The sequence below is a fragment of the Rhizobium changzhiense genome (assembly GCF_013087625.1).
Lineage (GTDB): Bacteria > Pseudomonadota > Alphaproteobacteria > Rhizobiales > Rhizobiaceae > Rhizobium > Rhizobium sophorae.
Map to the genome: position 1 here is coordinate 1 of NZ_JABFCQ010000012.1, position 16,816 is coordinate 16,816.

At 62.3% G+C, this 16,816-nt stretch carries 15 protein-coding genes and 1 pseudogene; 8 read left to right on the forward strand and 8 right to left on the reverse strand.

Annotated features, from left to right (window positions below; genetic code table 11):
• A pseudogene (locus G9X68_RS31210) lies at positions 1-248 on the forward strand (sugar ABC transporter ATP-binding protein); the annotation flags it as partial.
• Positions 249-310: 62 nt separating this feature from the next.
• Here G9X68_RS31210 and G9X68_RS31215 read toward each other — a convergent pair.
• The 3 genes from G9X68_RS31215 to G9X68_RS31225 all read right to left on the reverse strand — a co-directional run bounded on the left by G9X68_RS31215 (position 311) and on the right by G9X68_RS31225 (position 4,672).
• On the reverse strand, positions 311-2,554 hold the full coding sequence (locus tag G9X68_RS31215; protein ID WP_171605672.1) for a glycoside hydrolase family 2 protein: 2,244 nt from the start codon (positions 2,552-2,554) through the stop codon (positions 311-313).
• Positions 2,555-2,656: 102 nt separating this feature from the next.
• The gene (locus G9X68_RS31220; protein WP_064650841.1) at positions 2,657-3,655 is read right to left on the reverse strand and encodes a LacI family DNA-binding transcriptional regulator; all 999 of its coding nucleotides are present in this window, start codon (positions 3,653-3,655) and stop codon (positions 2,657-2,659) included.
• A 12-nt stretch (positions 3,656-3,667) separates the two neighbouring features.
• Entirely contained in the window at positions 3,668-4,672 is a 1,005-nt protein-coding gene (locus G9X68_RS31225; protein WP_171605673.1) for a Gfo/Idh/MocA family protein, read from the reverse strand.
• 203 nt (positions 4,673-4,875) lie between these two features.
• On the opposite strand from G9X68_RS31225, the gene G9X68_RS31230 reads away from it, so the two are divergent.
• From G9X68_RS31230 to G9X68_RS31250, 5 genes are all read left to right on the forward strand, one after another.
• Positions 4,876-6,168: an ABC transporter substrate-binding protein gene (locus G9X68_RS31230; RefSeq protein ID WP_171605674.1), complete on the forward strand. Its 1,293-nt coding sequence runs from the start codon at positions 4,876-4,878 to the stop codon at positions 6,166-6,168.
• Between the two features lie 104 nt (positions 6,169-6,272).
• On the forward strand, positions 6,273-7,160 hold the full coding sequence (locus tag G9X68_RS31235; protein WP_171605675.1) for a carbohydrate ABC transporter permease: 888 nt from the start codon (positions 6,273-6,275) through the stop codon (positions 7,158-7,160).
• A gap of 1 nt (position 7,161) precedes the next feature.
• Positions 7,162-8,073, forward strand: a complete 912-nt coding sequence (locus G9X68_RS31240) for a carbohydrate ABC transporter permease (RefSeq protein ID WP_064650850.1) — start codon at positions 7,162-7,164, stop codon at positions 8,071-8,073.
• Positions 8,074-8,092: 19 nt separating this feature from the next.
• Positions 8,093-9,175 carry an ABC transporter ATP-binding protein gene (locus G9X68_RS31245; RefSeq protein ID WP_168310080.1) on the forward strand — a complete coding sequence of 361 codons (1,083 nt, stop codon included), beginning with the start codon at positions 8,093-8,095 and terminating at the stop codon, positions 9,173-9,175.
• A 46-nt stretch (positions 9,176-9,221) separates the two neighbouring features.
• Complete coding sequence (locus tag G9X68_RS31250) at positions 9,222-9,971, forward strand: ThuA domain-containing protein (protein ID WP_171605676.1); 750 nt, start codon at positions 9,222-9,224, stop codon at positions 9,969-9,971.
• Between the two features lies 1 nt (position 9,972).
• On the opposite strand, the gene G9X68_RS31255 is transcribed toward G9X68_RS31250, so the two are convergent.
• The 3 genes from G9X68_RS31255 to G9X68_RS31265 all read right to left on the reverse strand — a co-directional run bounded on the left by G9X68_RS31255 (position 9,973) and on the right by G9X68_RS31265 (position 13,079).
• Complete coding sequence (locus G9X68_RS31255; protein ID WP_171605677.1) at positions 9,973-10,884, reverse strand: SMP-30/gluconolactonase/LRE family protein; 912 nt, start codon at positions 10,882-10,884, stop codon at positions 9,973-9,975.
• Positions 10,885-10,979: 95 nt separating this feature from the next.
• Positions 10,980-11,801 carry an SDR family oxidoreductase gene (locus tag G9X68_RS31260; protein WP_171605678.1) on the reverse strand — a complete coding sequence of 274 codons (822 nt, stop codon included), beginning with the start codon at positions 11,799-11,801 and terminating at the stop codon, positions 10,980-10,982.
• Between the two features lie 90 nt (positions 11,802-11,891).
• Positions 11,892-13,079 carry a phytanoyl-CoA dioxygenase family protein gene (locus tag G9X68_RS31265; RefSeq protein ID WP_171605679.1) on the reverse strand — a complete coding sequence of 396 codons (1,188 nt, stop codon included), beginning with the start codon at positions 13,077-13,079 and terminating at the stop codon, positions 11,892-11,894.
• A 95-nt stretch (positions 13,080-13,174) separates the two neighbouring features.
• On the opposite strand from G9X68_RS31265, the gene G9X68_RS31270 reads away from it, so the two are divergent.
• Positions 13,175-14,200, forward strand: coding sequence for a substrate-binding domain-containing protein (locus G9X68_RS31270; protein ID WP_171605680.1), 1,026 nt, complete (start codon positions 13,175-13,177; stop codon positions 14,198-14,200).
• A gap of 64 nt (positions 14,201-14,264) precedes the next feature.
• On the forward strand, positions 14,265-15,482 hold the full coding sequence (locus G9X68_RS31275) for an adenylate/guanylate cyclase domain-containing protein (protein ID WP_171605681.1): 1,218 nt from the start codon (positions 14,265-14,267) through the stop codon (positions 15,480-15,482).
• A 16-nt stretch (positions 15,483-15,498) separates the two neighbouring features.
• On the opposite strand, the gene G9X68_RS31280 is transcribed toward G9X68_RS31275, so the two are convergent.
• The gene (locus tag G9X68_RS31280; RefSeq protein WP_171605682.1) at positions 15,499-16,278 is read right to left on the reverse strand and encodes an SDR family oxidoreductase; all 780 of its coding nucleotides are present in this window, start codon (positions 16,276-16,278) and stop codon (positions 15,499-15,501) included.
• Positions 16,279-16,361: 83 nt separating this feature from the next.
• Entirely contained in the window at positions 16,362-16,757 is a 396-nt protein-coding gene (locus tag G9X68_RS31285) for a DoxX family protein (protein ID WP_018072665.1), read from the reverse strand.
• Positions 16,758-16,816 lie beyond the last annotated feature (59 nt).

The window sequence follows — 16,816 nt, forward strand, 5'->3', positions numbered from 1 at the left end:
CGGAGGCCTTGACCGATCCCGATGGCGCCGACCGCAAGGCGCGCTCGCTGACCGAGGGCGACTGCCTGATCGAGGTGGTCGAACCGGCCGGCTCCGATACCTTCGCCGTCACCAAGCTCGGCGGCAAATCCGTCGTCGCCCGCCTGCGCGCCGACACAGGCATCGCGCCCGGACAAAACACCCGCCTCGCATTCAATCTCGACAAGGCCGTCTTCTTCGATCCGGAAAGCCAGGCCAGGATCGGGTGAGGGTCGTTAGAGCGCCGCGCGTCCATAAGACGCTAAGGACGCTCTAACACTTTGAGTTTTCGCTAGGCGGCCGTCACGCCGAGCGTCACTGGCGCGAAACGCGTGGAAACCGCTTCGACGGTGATTTCGCCAGTGAACCCTGTCGCCTCCAGCCAGAAGCCGGCAGTGCCGCCCTGCAATGGCACGTTGGTCGGGCCGACGATCCTTGCCGGGCCGTGAACCTTCAGCGAAACGCTGTCGTTCATGAAGGGCAGGCGCTGGCCGCGCTGGTCGAGGGCACGGATGATGACGCGCGTGCTGTCGCGTTCACGGGCTTTCAGCGTCGAGCTGTCGGCAACCACTTCCAGCGCCGTCGGCAGCGGATCGGCCGCCAGCGTCAGGCTGGTCACCGGCTCGCCACCTATATAGCCGGTGAAGGTGCCGTCGATCCATTCGAGGCCCCAGGTGCCGAGCTCGTCGGCGGTAAAGTGCCGATGGTCGAGCACGACGGGCGGATGCGGCAGATGCGGGTAATTCTCGCGGTCCGGACCGATGCGCTTGGAAAGCGCGCCATATTGCAGCTCCACCTCGTCGCAGTTGGTCAGGATGATCAGCGGCAGCACGCCGCCGATATTGCGTTCGCCGCGCGCCCAGAAGGTCACCGGCTTCATGACGATCTCCTCGGAAGGATCGCACTGGCTGATATAGGCATAGGCCGCGAATTTCGGCTCGCGGAACATGTCCATCACGCCGTGATAGCAGATGCGGTCGCCGGATCCGAAATCCTTGTGGGTGTTGTAATCGAACATGCACCAGCCGATGGCGCCGGAGATATCGGGATCGCCATAGGCGGCATTCAGCACTTCCAGGTGACGGCGCACATGCTCGGCCTGGCGCTGCTCCTGGTCATAAATCTTCGTCGGGTGCATGTGGCCGTTGAACTCGGTGATGAGGTACGGCACCTTGTGGGACAGTCCGGTATTTTCCTGCTGAGCGCGCAGCGCGGTGCGCGGGCGGTTGGCGCCCGGCAGCTCTTCATTGCCGAGGATGAAGTCGTTCATCGTGTAGACGTCTTCGAGCAGCTCGCTCTCGGTGAGATAACGCACGCCGCCGGTCTGGCGGGTACTGTCGAGTTCACGGGCGAGGCGATTGGTCTCGGCGTAGAAATTGTGATTATCCTGCGATTCATTGATGCGCACGCCCCAGATGATGATCGAGGGGTGGTTCCAGTCGCGCTCGATCATGCGGCGGACGTTCTCGATCGATTCCTGCTGCCAGTCGGCATCGCCGATATGCTGCCAGCCGGGGATCTCCTCGAAAACCAGCAGACCGATCGCGTCGCATCGGTCGAGGAACCATTTCGACTGCGGATAATGCGAGGTGCGGACGATGTTGCACTTCAGCACCGTCTTCATGATGTCGGCATCGCGCTCCTGGGCGGAACGGCCGGCGGCATAACCGACATAGGGGAAGGCCTGGTGCCGGTTGAGGCCGCGCAGCTTCAGCGGCTTGCCGTTGAGGAGGAAACCTTCCGGCGTGAATTCGGCGGTGCGGAAGCCGAACCTTGTCGAGACACGGTCGGAGCCGTGTTCGGTCCGGAGCTCGACGGTGACATCATAGAGCGTGGGATCGGTGATGTCCCAGAGGGCGATGCCGGTGAGGCCGCCAAAGGAGAGCGTGGTGCGGCTGCCGATCGTTTCGGTCGCGGCAGTGGCGACCACCGTGCCGTCGGCCTGCTTCAGCGTGGCGGTGACGGTCGCCGAGAAGTTGCGGCCCTCGGGATTGGCGATGTCGACGCGTATGGTCGCCGACTTCTCCGGGCGAAGAACGTCAGTGGTTTCGATCTTGAGATTGCGGATGGAGACCGGGTCGGTGACCTTCAGCCAGACGTCGCGGTAGATGCCGGCATAGGTCAGATAATCGATGCGGCCGCCGAAAGGCGGAATGTCGGGATTCTCGCTGCCGTCGATCTTGACGGTGACGAGGTTCTCGCCCTTGACGAGCTTGCCGGTGAGGCGGGCCTCGAAGGGGGTATAACCGTCCTTATGGGCAATGATTTCCTCGCCGTTCAGATAGACGACGCTGTCGGCCATGGCGGCGTCGAAGACGAGCGAGACTTCGCGGCCTTCGAATTCCGGCAGCCAGCGCAGCACCTTCTGATAGGTGAAGGCGCGCTGATAGCTGGTCTCGTCGAAATAGCTGAAGGGCAGTTCGACAGCGGTATGCGGCAGGCTGACCGACTTGGCCGCATCGAAAGCTTCGAGCAAACGCTGGCCGAAGCCCTCATGGAAACTCCAGCCTTCGTTGAAGGAAACGACGGAACGCATCTCAGGCTCTCCCGGTTACGGCATCAGGGACGGTGCGGCGCCTTTCGGCGCGTGAAAATTGAGTCATACTATTCCTCCTTGATGCAATGGGTATGCGAGCTGTTAGGCGGTCGAGCCCCAGCGGGCGGTGCAGGTGAGCGTGATGCTGTGCGGGCCTTCGATCTCGGCGTCATGGCGTTCGATCAGTTCGACGACGGCATCAATAAAGGCAACGTGGTCGAGGCTCAGCGTGGTCAGGTCGTTGCAATCCCAGGCGGCCATAGCGATGCCGTCTTGGCCGACGATGGCGATATCATCAGGTGTGTTCTTGCCAAGCACTCGGCGGGCTGCATCGCGTGCGCCGATCGCCATGACGTCGTTGCCGCAGATGATGGCGTCGACCTTGTCACGGTGCAGCAGGAGCACGGCTTCCTTGAAGCCGGAATCATAGGAGTAGTCACCGAAGGCCTGCGCTTCGAAGGAAAGGCCGCGCTTGGCCAGCGCATCGGCGAACCATTTTCGCCTGAGTTTGTCGATCCAGCTTGAATTGGTGCCGGAGAGGTAGGCGAAACGCTTTTTCCCGTCGCGGACGATCTTGTCGATGATCTCGTCGGCGGCTTCAGCGCCGTCGATGCGGATACTGGAGACGCTTTCGTTGTCGAGCGGCTCGAAGGAGACGATGATCGGCTTCGTCGTGTGGAAGATGTCGACCGCATCCTGCATCGATACCATGTCGGAAAAGACGACGACGTGATCGACCTGATAGGTGGAGGCAAGACGCATCAGCTGCAGCCGGTCGGAATGATCGGCGCAGCAGAGGATGATCGGCAGCAATTGTCTTGCCTGCAGGCGGTGAACGAGAAGCTGCTGCTCCTCGGCCTCGCAAGGGTTGCCGATCGCATTGACGACGAGGGCGACGAGGCGGGAACGCTGGTTGTTCAGCGAGCGGGCGATCGCGTTCGGCTGGTAGCCATGTTCACGCGCGACGGCGAGGATGCGGTCGCGCGTAGCGCTGCCGATACGCGAATCCGGCGAGAAGGCGCGGGAAATGGTGGCGGAGGAGACGCCGGCGAGTTTCGCCAGTTCCTTCGAGGTGATCCGCCGTCTGCTCATACCGCTCATCTTCAGCGCCTGTTAGGCGGCGATCCTGACGGAAGCGCCGTCGGCCGCTGCCGATTCCTTGATTGCATCCCATAGCCTAGCGAATCTGAGGCCCATTTCAACGGAGCCGGAGTTTTCCATCTTTCCCTCACGAATGGCGAGGAAATTCTTCATCGGGTTGCCGAGAATCTCGGCTTCCTCGCGCGGCTCGGCGGTGCGCCCTATACTGATCTCGCGCCAGCCGCCCCAGGCGTCGATGCGTACGATCGCCTTCGAATAGAAGAAGGTGATATAGGAAGCGCAGCCGGGAGGGCCTTCGCCGGCGGCCGTCAATGTCGCCAGCGCTCCGTTCTTCAGCCGGGCGGAGACGGCGGTGGCGATATCGACCTGTCTGCCGTGGTTGTTCATGTAGGCCGACACGCTGTCGAAATCGGAATTGGCGAGCAGGCAGACCGTATTCATCATATGGGCGCCGGTGTCGAACATGAAGCCGCCGCCGGAGATGTCAGGCTGCTGCTTCCAGTGGCCGTGGTAATTGGACGACCAGCTTTCCCAGATCATGCCCGATATGGCGATCAACTCGCCGAACTCGCCGGCGAGAGCCCGCCGGCGCGTGTCGAGCACCAGTGGCGACAGGCCGCCCTGGAAGGCGGTGACGATGGTGACGCCGCTCTTTTTCTGCGCGGCGATCAGCCTCTCGGCTTCAGTGACAGTCGTCACCATCGGCTTTTCCAGGAAGAGATCGAGGCCGGCCTCGGCAACGGCGGTTGCCTGCTCGGCATGGAAGGCATGCGGGGTGGAGACGTAGACGATTTCGAGTTCGCCCCGGCACTCGGCGAGCATCTGACGATAATCCTCGAAACCCTTCGGTTCGGGGGCGCCGGCGGCGAGGCAGACGTCGATCAGGCGCTGGCGCGAAGCCGCCGTGGTGTCGGCGAGTGCAGCAAATTCGATCTCCGGCATCTTGACCCAGCTCTCGGCATATTCCGCCGCCTTCAAGCCGGCACCGATGACGCCGAGACGCAATTTCTCAGACATGAAAATTCCTCCCTGGATGGATTGTGCACACGATTACACAAACGGTATGGCGATGGCAATATCTAAATAAACAAGTAATATCAGTATATTAAAAATCGAGTTCGAATCTTTTCAAAAACCGCCTTGCCAGCATTTGGAATGCGTGTACATTTTCACGACCGGTGCTGGAGGGCGCCGTGTCTCTACAAAAGGGAGGACTTCCGTTGAAGAAGATGGTTCTTGGCGGCCTATGCGCCGTTCTGCTGAGCGCGGTTTCGACGCTGGCGCAGGCAGAAACAATCCGAATTGCAAATCATGGTCAGGCCGGCATCGACGCGATGAAGTCGACGGTCGAGCGGATCGAAAAGAAATATGGCGTCACCGTCGAGGTCATCGAATATCCGGCGCCCGACAAGGATTATCTTACCAAGCTTCTGACGGAGCTCGGCGCCGGCAACGCGCCCGACCTGTTCTCCATCCCAACGACGGCTGCCGTTTCCGACATGGTGGAAGCCGGCTACCTCGCGCCTGTTACCAAGGAGTTCAAGGCCTGGGACGGCTACGCCAACCTCTATGACGTCGCCAAGGAGCTTGCTGTCAGCCCGGATGGCGAAACCTATGTGATGCCGTTCATGCTCGGCATCCAGGAAATCTATTACCGCAAGGACGTTCTCGAAAAAGCCGGCATCTCCACCGAACAGCCGAAGACCTGGCAGGAACTTCTCGACCGCGCGGCCGAGATCAAGCAGAAGACCGGCGCCTACGGCCTGCTCTTTCCGGCCGGCGTCTCCTGGGGAAGCGGCGCCTTCGACGAAGGCTTCCAGCATCTGCTCGTCGGTTCCAAGACGCCGCAGCTCGTTGATGCCGACGGCAAGCTCGACCTCAATGGCGAGGGCATCAAGGACGTCTTCAACGTCTACAAGGAACTGATCGACAAGGATCTGATGCCGACGCAGCCGCTGCTCGGGCCCGAGCCCTGGGTCGTGCCGAAATACCAGATGTTCCCGGAAGGCAAGCTTGCCGCCACCACCTGCGGCTCCTGGTGCTACATTTTCGACTGGGGTCGCGAAAGCAAGAACCCGATCCCTGACGTAACGAAGGTGGTCGGTACGTGGACGGTTCCCGGCCAGAGCAGTGGCCAATATGTGCTGGCCAATCTCGCGGCGCCATGGGCCGTCAATTCCAAGTCGGCCAATACGGAGCTGGCGATCAAGGCGTTGATGGAGATCGGCTCGATCGAGACGCAGGTTTCCTACGCCGCCCGCATCGGCAACATCCCGGCCAGCAAGGATGCGGCTGACAATGCCGAGTTCCAGAAGCTGACGGAACTGGTTCCGATCCATGCCGCGGCCGGGAACGGCGTGTTCCTGAAGCAGGCCTCCGGTTTCGGCACGGTTTCCGAAGGTGTCGCGCGCGCCACCGAAGCGCTGCTGCGCAAGGAAACCGATGCCGCCGGCGCCCAGAAGATCCTTGTCGACTACGTCAAGGAAACGCTCGGCGACGACATGGTCAAGTAAGCTCCGGCATCGTCTCTTCCGCCAGGACGGGGACGCGGCGCCAACGCCCGCGTCTTCCCGCTTTCTTCGACAAGCCGGTTCCATCGATAAGGTTGTGAGCTTCCATGGCCCGAAACTCTCATGAAAAGCGCGCCGAGCGGCAATGGCTGCTGATCCTGCTGCCCTCGTTGGTGCTGCTTCTGGCCTTCGTCATCTATCCGGCCCTCTATTCGATCTATCTGAGCTTCACCAATGAGGCGCTGACCGGGGCCGCCGCCCTTCGACCCCGCTTCGTCGGTCTCAGGAATTACACGCGGCTCTTCAACGATGCGAAGTTCTGGAATTCGCTGTTCGTCACCTTCGTCTTCGTCATCGGTTCGGCGGTGATCGGCCAGTTCGTGCTCGGCCTGATCTCGGCAGTTGCGTTGCGCCGCCCGATCCGCTTTCGGCGCGTGTTTTCGTCGATCATTCTGTTGCCGAATGCAGCCCCTGAGGTCGTCGCCGGTTTCATGTGGATCTCGATGCTGGCAGGCGGCGACAATGCCACACTCAGCCGCATCGTCAGTTTTTTCGGCATCACGCCGGCCGACTGGCTGCAGGTCTTCCCGCTGTCGATGATCATCGTCGTCAACACCTGGCGCGGCATCGCCACGGCGATGATCCTGTTGACGGCCGGCCTCAGCACCATTCCGGCGGAGATCTATGAGGCGGCGCGCATGGACGGCGCCACCCCGTCGCAGATGTTCCGCCGCATCACCCTGCCGCTGATGATGCCGACGATCCTGCTCTATATGCTGATCTCGGCCGTCTCCACCATTGCCGTCTTCGGCCTCGTCTATGCGCTGACGCGCGGCGGACCGGGCGGGGCGACCGAGGTGGTCAGCATCTATATCTACAACCAGTCCTTTACGTCGTTCCAGCTGGGCTATGGTGCCGCGGTGGCCGTCGTCGCACTCGTCATCTCGCTGATATTAGGCATCGCCTATGTCCGGGCCATGAAGGTGGAGGTCTGACATGGCCGTCGTTTCCCCAAGTGAAACTGCAAACAAGGGTCGCTCCGACCTCATCGCCTATGCGACGTTGTCGCTGATCTCGATCTTCTGCGCAGTGCCCTTCTTCTGGGTGCTGCTTGCCTCTCTCGACGGCAATGCGCAGCTCTTCCTGCATTGGCCGGAGCAGTGGACCTTCGCCAACTATGTCAGAGTCTTCACCAAGGAGGACGGGGCGAAGTGGCTGTTCAATTCGCTCTTCGTGGTCGCTAGCGCGACGCTGCTCGTCATGGTGCTTTCGGGGCTCGGCGGTTATGCGCTGTCGCGCACCCGGGCCTGGTGGAAGCTGCCCTTCCTCTACGCGATCCTGCTCATCCGGGTGCTGCCGCCGACGGCGCTCGTCGTGCCGCTCTATAAATTCCTGCTGACGTTGAACAACGCGGAAGCGGCGGTGCTCAGGCCGATCTTCGGCAGCTATACGCGTGACATCATGCGCTGGACCGGCTTCATCGACGGTTATCTCGGGCTGATCCTGGTGCTTGCGACGATGCAATTGCCGCTGGCGCTCTGGATCATGAAGACTTTCTTCGACGGGCTGCCGCGGGACTACGAGGAGGCAGCGCTGATGGATGGGGCAACACTAATACAGCGCATCCGCCGGGTGTTGATCCCGCTGGCGCTGCCGGGGCTTGCCGCCGCAGGGCTCTTCGCCTTCATGTCGGCCTGGGGCGATTTCCTGCTGCCGCTGATCCTCCTGTCGTCGCCGGAGCTGCAGACGCTGCCGCTCGGTCTCTTCCGCGCCTTCCTGCGGATCAACGAGATCGATTACGGCCTGCTGACCGCGCTGGCATTCATCTATCTGCTGCCCGCCGTCGTCGCCTTCGGTTTTGCGCGGCGCTTCCTCGTCCAGACATTTTCGGGCGGCGTGAAGGGCTGAGATCAAGAAAGAGAAACAGATGATCAATCTCAGAAACGTTCGCAAATTCTACGGCGCGCTCGAGGTCATCAAAGGCGTCGACATCACCGTGGAAGACGGCGAATTCGCGGTTTTCGTCGGTCCGTCCGGCTGCGGCAAGTCCACGCTGCTGCGCATGATCGCCGGCCTCGAAGGCATCGACGACGGCGACCTCATCCTTAACGGCAAGCGCATCAACGACGTGCCGCCCGACAAGCGCGGCATCGCCATGGTCTTCCAGTCCTATGCGCTTTATCCGCATATGAGCGTTGCTGAAAATATTGGCTTCTCGCTCAGCCTGAAGAAGGTGCCGGAGGCTGAGATCCGCCGGCAAGTGGAGGGTGTTGCCGAGATCCTGCAGCTCACCGACTATCTCGACCGCCGCCCGGCCGCTCTTTCCGGCGGCCAGCGCCAGCGCGTCGCGATCGGCCGCGCCATCATCAAGAAGCCGGCGCTGATCCTGTTCGACGAGCCGTTGTCGAACCTCGATTCGGCGCTGCGCGTGCAGATGCGCGCCGAGCTGCAGCGCCTGCACCGCGAGCTGAAAGCGACTGTCGTCTACGTCACCCACGACCAGGTGGAGGCGATGACGATGGCCGATCGCATCGTCGTGCTGAACAAGGGCCTCGTGGCACAGGAGGGCGCGCCGATGTCGCTCTACCATCAGCCGGACAATGAATTCGTCGCGACCTTCATCGGTTCGCCGAAGATGAACATCATTCCCGTCACCGCGACACGGCCTGCGGCCGGGAAGGTGCATCTCGACAGCCCGATCGGGCTTTCGCTCGATCTTGCCGATGGCAACGGCGCGGTGCCACAGGGCGAAGCCAAGCTCGGCATCCGACCGGAACATCTGAAGATCGCAGCCGAAGGCCAGGGCCATTTCACTGCCGAAGTCGTCATCGTCGAGCGCCTCGGCGTCGAAACCTACATGACCGTCGGCTCGCAGCAGGAGCCGATCGTCGTGCGCGCCGAGGGCGATATCGCGGTGCGGCCGGGCGACCGCGTATCGCTGACGGCCGATCCCGCCGCCTGCCATCTGTTTGATTCCGCCGGCCGGGTGGTCCGTCCGGCAACTGCCTGACAATCGCGCCTGAAACATCGAGGCCTGAGAAACATCGAGGAATGCCATGACAATTAAGGTCACCATCTGGAACGAGGGACGCCACGAGCAACTCCACAGGGAGGTCCAGGAGATCTATCCCGATCGCATCGACGGGGCGATCGCGTCAGGCATCGCCCATCCCGATTTCGAAATTCGCCGCGGCACGCTTGACGATCCTGATGAAGGCCTGCCGGACAGCGTGCTCGATGATACCGACGTGCTGCTCTGGTGGGGGCATATGGCGCATGAGGAGGTCAGCGACGGACTGATCGACCGCGTGCAGCAACGCGTGCTTAAGGGCATGGGCCTGCTGGTTCTGCATTCCGGCCATCATTCCAAGCTTTTCCGCCGGCTGATGGGCACCAATGCCAACCTTTCCTGGCGGGAGACGCCGGAAGGCGACCTGGAGCGCGTCTGGGTGGTCAATCCCTCGCATCCGATCGCCGAGGGACTGCCGCCCTATTTCGAGGTCAATGCCTCGGAAATGTACGGCGAGCCCTTCGACATTCCGCAGCCGGACGAGCTTGTCTTCATCTCCTGGTATTCCGGCGGCGAGGTGTTCCGCAGCGGCTGCACCTTCCAGCGCGGCCGCGGCCGCATCTTCTTCTTCAGCCCCGGCCACGAGACCTACCCGATCTATCACGACAAGACCGTGCATAAGGTGATCTCGAACGGCATCCGCTGGGCGCGGCAGAAACACACCGATGGCCGCATCCTGGAAAACTGGCATCGGGCCGAGCCGCTGCACGGCCGCCCCGACAAGGCGAAGGCCTGATCTATGGATATTGTGCGCCGGTCGTCTTGATATAGATCGAATAGACCGAACGCGTCGCGGTGATGAAGAGCCGGTTTTTCTTGGGGCCGCCGAAGGTGAGGTTGGACACCGTCTGCGGCACCCTGATCTTCCCGAGCAGCGTTCCTTCGGGCGAAAAGCAGTGCACGCCGTCGGAGGCACTCGTCCAGAGATTGCCGGCGACATCGAAACGGAAACCGTCGGGATGGCCGACATCGAGGCTGCAGAAATAGCGGCTGTTGGCAAGCGCCCTGCCGTCGATGACGTCGAAAACGCGGATATGGCGCGGCACTTCATGTTTTGCGGAGCCGGAATCGGCAATATAAAGCTTCGTCTCATCGGGCGAGAAGGCAAGGCCGTTCGGCTGGATGAAATCCTCGACGACGGCATCGATCGCTCCGCTTGCCGGATCGATCCGGTAGACGTTGCGCGTCGTCTGCTCGGGCTCGGCCTTGTGGCCCTCGTAATCCGACAGGATGCCGTAGGTCGGGTCGGTGAACCAGACCCCGCCGTCGGAGTGCACGACGACGTCGTTCGGCGAGTTCAGCCGCTTGCCCTGGTAGCTGTCGGCGAGAACGGTGATGGTGCCGTCCGTCTCGGTGCGGGTGACACGGCGGCCGCCATGTTCGCAGGAGACCAGCCGGCCCTGCCGATCGCGGGTGTTGCCGTTGACGTAGTTGGAGGGCGAGCGGAAGACGGAGACCGTACCATCCGGTGTCCAGCGCATCATGCGTTCATTCGGGATATCGCTCCAGAGAAGGCAGTTCAGGTCGGAAAACCAGACCGGACCTTCCGTCCAGCGGCAGCCGGAATAAAGCTCCTCGAGGCCGGCGCTTCCGATGACCATTGCACCGAAGCGTTCGTCGCGGATCTCATAAATCGGATTGTCGCCCATGCCAGTTTCCTCCCTGAATGCTGCCGTTCTTTTCCTAGCGGCAAAAAGCTGGAGGTGCCAGAGCCCGGCGATGGAAATGCCGGACTCCGGTTTCTTCAGAGGGCCGCGACTGGATGCGGCGAGCCGTCATAAGCACCCCAGATCGATTGGTCGAAGCAGATGACCGAGCCGGTCATCAGGCCGGATTCGGAAGACGACAGGTAAGCGCAGGCGCGCGCCACCTCGTGCGGATCGACGAGGCGGCCGAAGGGCTGGCTTGCCGCCGCCTTCTCCAGCCAGTCTGCCGCTGCGCCGTGATATTCGCGCTGAATGCGGTCCTCGCCTTCGGAGGCCATCCAACCGATGTTCAGACCGTTGACGCGGATGCGGTTGCGCAGGAGCGCGTAGGCGGTGTTCTTCGTCAGCGTTTCCAGCGCGCCCTTGGAGGCACAATAGGCGGCGATGAAGGGCTGGCCGGCTTTGGCCGACATCGAGCCGATATTGACGACCGTACCCTCGATGTTTTCGCGGCGCATGACCTTCACCGCCTCCTGCATCAGGAAAAACGGCGCGCGAACATTGACGGCGAACATGGAGTCGAAGAGCTCCGGGCTGGTATCGAGGATGGTGCCGCGATCGGTGATGGCGGCGGCATTTACCAACGCGTCGACGCGGCCGAAGGTCTCGTCACAGGCGCGCACGACACTCTGTGCATCCTCGACCTTGCCGAGGTCGGCCTTGAGGTAGACGATTCTGGCGCCGGTCGCGGCCGATATCTCCGCCGCCTTTGCCTTGCCCTTGGCTTCGTTGCGGCCGCAGATGACGATGCCTTCCGCGCCGCGTTCGGCGAAGAGGCGGGCGATGGTCGCGCCCAATCCTTGCGTGCCGCCGGTGACGATGGCGATCTTGCCTTCGAGGCGGCTGTGGTCTGTGCTCATGTGGTTCCTCCTTTGTGATGACGTACGAACGGCCTCCCGCCGATGCGGAAGGCCTGTCGGTGTGGATAGGCAGCTTGCTCCCGTGGCCCGTCAGCTCAACTTCTTGCCCGCCTGCTCGGCAAGTGCTGCCGTAAAGGCTTCATCGCTCCAGCCTTCCTTCAGCGCCTCATGCATCAGCTGCGCCTGTGTCTTCGGCGCCAGTCCGCCGAGCGGCGGGTCGCGGTCGAGGTTGGTCGGGAAGGAGTAGCCCTCGGCGCAGGCGGCGACGGCGTTGGCGACTTCGTCAGGCGAGAGCCTGCCCTGCAAGGCCTTCAAGGCGGGAAACAGCCTGGCGCTCATCCTCTCGCGGTTGACGGTTTCCATTGCTCGGCCGAAGGCGGAGGAGACCTGCAGGAGGTTGGCGACGCGCTTGATGTCGGCCGAGCGGTTGGTGCCGGCGGCATGGAAGAGGGCGGGATTGAAGAAGACGACGTCGCCTTTTTCGAGTGGCAGCTGGACATGATTGGTCTCGAAATAATCCCGGAACTCTTGCCGCTTCAGCGCGAGGTAGCCCGGCACATAGGTCTGGCTGTGCGGCAGGAAGAGCGTCGGACCGCTTTCGAGCGGCATATCGCAATGAGCCACCGCACCCTGCAGCGTCAGTACCGGCGAGAGCCGATGCACATGTGCCGGGAACTGCTCGATCACTTTTGAGGACTGAAAGCCGAGATGGTAGTCGCGATGCGCCGACTGCGCCGAACCGCCCGGATTGACGCGGTTGACCTGCGCCGTCATCTGGTAGCTCGGGCCGAGCCAGGCTTCGCTGGCCAGCGCGATGATGGCGTTGCCGTAATATTCGGCGAAATTTGCCGGATCGGCGAGGCAGTGTTTTTCCAGCGAGTTCCAGATACGGTCGTTGGCACCAGGCTTGGCGAAGTGATCGCCGCCGCCGGTCGAGGTGCGGTGCTGTTCTTCGATGATCGCATCGAAGATCGTGCTGGCGCGGTCGATGATGCCGGTGTCTTCGTAAGCGCGCTTGAACACGACGACACCAGGACCCTCGCCGAAGGCGTCGCAGACTTCCGCCAGTACGGCGCGTCGGCCTTCTGGCGTTGCGGCCGCCGCCATCACCTTGTGGCTGTCATAGATCAGCACGTTTTTTTCGACCGCGGACGCCGAGGGGTAATCGGCAAGCGCGGTCGTCTTTTCCGCAAGGGCGCGAAACTCATCGAGATCGCAGGCGTCTTCGCTCAGCCAGACGCGGTCGGCGCGCAGTTTCTGCTGGTTGTCGGTTTTCATGGCGGGCTCCTCCCTCTTTCCAATGGAGGCACTATACGCCGCGATGCCGGGTGATATAGATCAGAAATCCATCAAAAAACCATCAGGCCGGTCGCGTGGCACACCTCTTTCTCGTGAAGGATATTGCCTTCCAGGCAGGGCTCAGCAGCGCGACCGTCGACCGGGTGCTGAACGGCAGACCGGGTGTGCGCCGGCAGACCGAGATGCGGGTAAGGGCGGCGATCGCGGAGTTGGAGAAGCAGCAGGCCGGGGCGATGGGCAGCGGCCGCATGCTGGCGATCGATATCGTCATGGAGACGCCGCAGCGTTTCAGCGATGCGGTGCGGGCCGCCTTCGAGGCGGAGATGGCGACCTTCCTGCCGGGCGTTTTCCGCTGCCGGTTCCATTTTACCGAGGTGATGAAGCCGGCCGAGCTGGTACAGCTTCTCGATCGCATCCGGCTGCGCGGCACGCACGGCATCGTACTCAAGGCGCCTGACGTCGTCGAAGTAGCTGCCGCTGTCGCGCGGGCGGATGCGGCCGGCATTCCCGTCGTGACGCTGGTGACCGACCTGCCGAATTCGGCACGGATCGCCTATGCCGGCGCCGACAACCGGGCGGCGGGAGAGACCGCCGCCTATCTGATCGGCGAATTTCTCGGGGATGGCGGCGGCAAGGTGCTGGTAACGCTGTCGAGCGGACGGTTTCGCGGCGAGGAGGAGCGCGAAATCGGCTTTCGCCGCGTCATCCGTGCCCGTTATCCCGACATCGGCATTACCGAAATCAGCGAGGGACACGGCACCGATGCCGCGACGGGAACGCTTGCCGCGGCAGCGCTTGCAGCCGACCCCGCCATCAACGCCGTCTATTCGATCGGCGGCGGCAACCGGGCGGTGCTTGCGGCCTTCGACATGGCCAGACGCCCCGTCCGCGTTTTCGTAGCCCATGATCTCGACGCGGATAATCGCGCCATGCTTGCGGCGCGTCGGATCGGCTTCGTGCTGCATCATGATCTCAGAAGCGATGCGCGTTCGGCCTTCCGGGCGATCATGAGCCGGGCACAAGCGTCGGGGCGGGCGATTCCGGCCTCGCTTTCCTCCGTCGAAGTTATCACGCCCTACAATATGCCGGCGGGCGATTGAGCCAATTGAGTTTCCTTCCAAGCCCAATTCGCGCTACAGCTTTAGCACGAGTGAAGGTGAGAACATGGATTACAGCGACGTCAGCACGATTGCAGCCTGGATCACGGAGCAGGGACTGAAGGGTGCTTCGGAAGCCGAGCTGATGACCGGGTTCTGCTCGGCTTGCCGGGATGCCGGCCTGCCGCTCGACCGCGGTCTGGCGCTGATGGATACGCTGCATCCGGTGCATGAGGGCCGCGCCTTCCGCTGGGACAGCATCGAGGAAATCCAGACCGAATTCGAATATGGTCCGACGATCTCGGGGGAGGCGGCATCGAACTGGCAGCGCTCGGCCTTCTATCATCTTTGGTCTCGCAACGAGCGGGAGATCCGCCGGCGTCTCGGCTTCGGCGATCCGATCGATTTCTCCATGCTCGATACGATCGCTGAAGCCGGTCACACCGATTTCGTGGCGATGATGCATCGTTTTTCCGAGGCCGGCACGATCGGCGAGATGGATTGCTTCTTCTCGCATTTTGCGACGAAACATCCTGAGGGCTTTTCCGATCACGACCTCGCCATCCTGCGCAAGCTGGTGCCGGTGTTGGGGCTGGCGATCAAATGTATCGCGCTCGGGCGTATCGCCCGCACCATCGCCGAGGTCTATCTCGGCGAAGACGCCGCGCGCCAGGTGATGGAAGGCAAGATCAGCCGCGGCAAATCGGAGCGGATTTCCGCGGCACTCTGGTTTTCCGATCTGCTGAACTACACCAAGATTTCCGACAGCGTGCCGCCGGAGGAGATCATCCCGCTGCTCAACGACTATAGCGAGGCGGTGATCACGGCGATCCACGAGTCCGGCGGCAATGTGCTGAAGCTGATCGGCGACGGTGTGCTCGCCATCTTTAAGGGCGAGGTGCCGGCGGAGACGTGCCGTGCGGCGCTGAGCGCCGAATCGTTGCTGCGGGAAAAGCTCACCACGCTGAATGCCGCGCGTGCGGCCGACGGCCGGGCGACGACCGACGTCTATATCGGCCTGCATATCGGCGATGTCTTCTACGGCAATATCGGGAGCCAGGACCGGTTGGACTTCACCGTCATCGGACCTGCCGTCAACGAGGTCAGTCGGATCGCCTCGATGTGTCGTTCCGTCGATCTCAACCTGTTGATCTCCTCCGATTTCGCCGCGGCGATACCGGAGCAGCAGCGTACTGCACTCGCCTGCGTCGGACGCTATGCGTTGCGCGGCGTCCAGCGCGCGCAGGAACTGTATACTCTCGACAGCGCCCGGCTGAACGGCTGAGTTCCTGATTGCGAGGCTATCGCAGCAGACCTTGGCCGCCGTCGATCCAGATCGGCGTACCGGTGATGTGTCGGGCGCGGCCGGAGGCGAGGAAAAGGATTGTTTCGGCGACGTCCTCGCTCTTGCCCGCTTTTCCGCCGGCAATCGGGATATCCCCCTGCGGCCAGATGACCGGAACCTCCGTCTCCTCGCGATGGCGGCTGTCGGTATTGGCGCTGATATTGGTCTCGATTTCGCCGGGACAGACGGCATTGACGCGGATCCCGTGGCGGCCGAGCTCGAGGGCGAGCTGCTGAACCATGGCGACCTGGCCCGCCTTGGTTGCGGTGTAGGCAGTGGCGCCCGGCGTGGTGAAGGTGCGGGTGCCATTGATCGAAGAGACGACGATGATCGAACCGCCGTGGCGCTTCAGATGCGGAACCGTCAGATGCAGGGTCAGATAGGTGCCGCGCAGATTGACGGCGATGGTCTTGTCCCATTCTTCCGGCTTCAGATCGTCGATCGGCGCCCACACACCGTTGATCCCAGCATTGGCGACAACGATGTCGAGGCCGCCGAAGGTGTCGGTCAGTTGCGCGACGGCGCCTCGCATTTGAGCTTCGTCGCTGGTATCTGCCGTCAACGCGATCGACTGGCCGCCGGTGGCCTTGATCTCGGCGCACGTCTTTTCGACCTCGTCGGCGGTGCGGCTCAATGCTGCGACCCTTGCACCCTCGGCGGCGAGCCGCAACGCGGCCGCTTTGCCGATGCCGGAACCGGCGCCTGTCACCAATGCGATCTTTCCCTTCAGCTCCATGGGGTGGGCTCTCCTTGCCGTTTTGCCGACATGCCAACTGTTCGGCGCGGCAGTTGGTTCCGGAAGGAGGCGGGTCGTCGCGGTTATCTTAGAAGCGTTTGCTTCAACGCCCATCTCTCCGGTCCGTGGACGGCGGCAAAGAGCAGACCGGCGAGGAAGGTAAAGTGATCGATGAAGAAGCCGAATTCGGCCTGGTTCTGCTGCCAATGGGACGGACCGTGGAAGGCAAAAGCGAGGAAGATCACATAGATGGCTGCGAGCAAGCTTGCCTCGGTGAAGAAGGCTCCTGATATGAAAGCGAGCGCCAGCGCGATCTCGAAGAAGGCGGCGATCCAGGTAAGGAATGTCGCCATCGGAAAGCCCGCGGCAGTGATATAGCCCGCCGTTGCGCCGATATCGGCGAACTTGAAGCCGGCGGCCATGAAGAAGACGAAGCTGAAGATGATGCGGGCGACGATGATTGCGATTGCTCTGGCCATCCTGAAATCTCCTCTTTGAGCTTCCACTATGACGGACGAGACCCCCGATATCCTACACG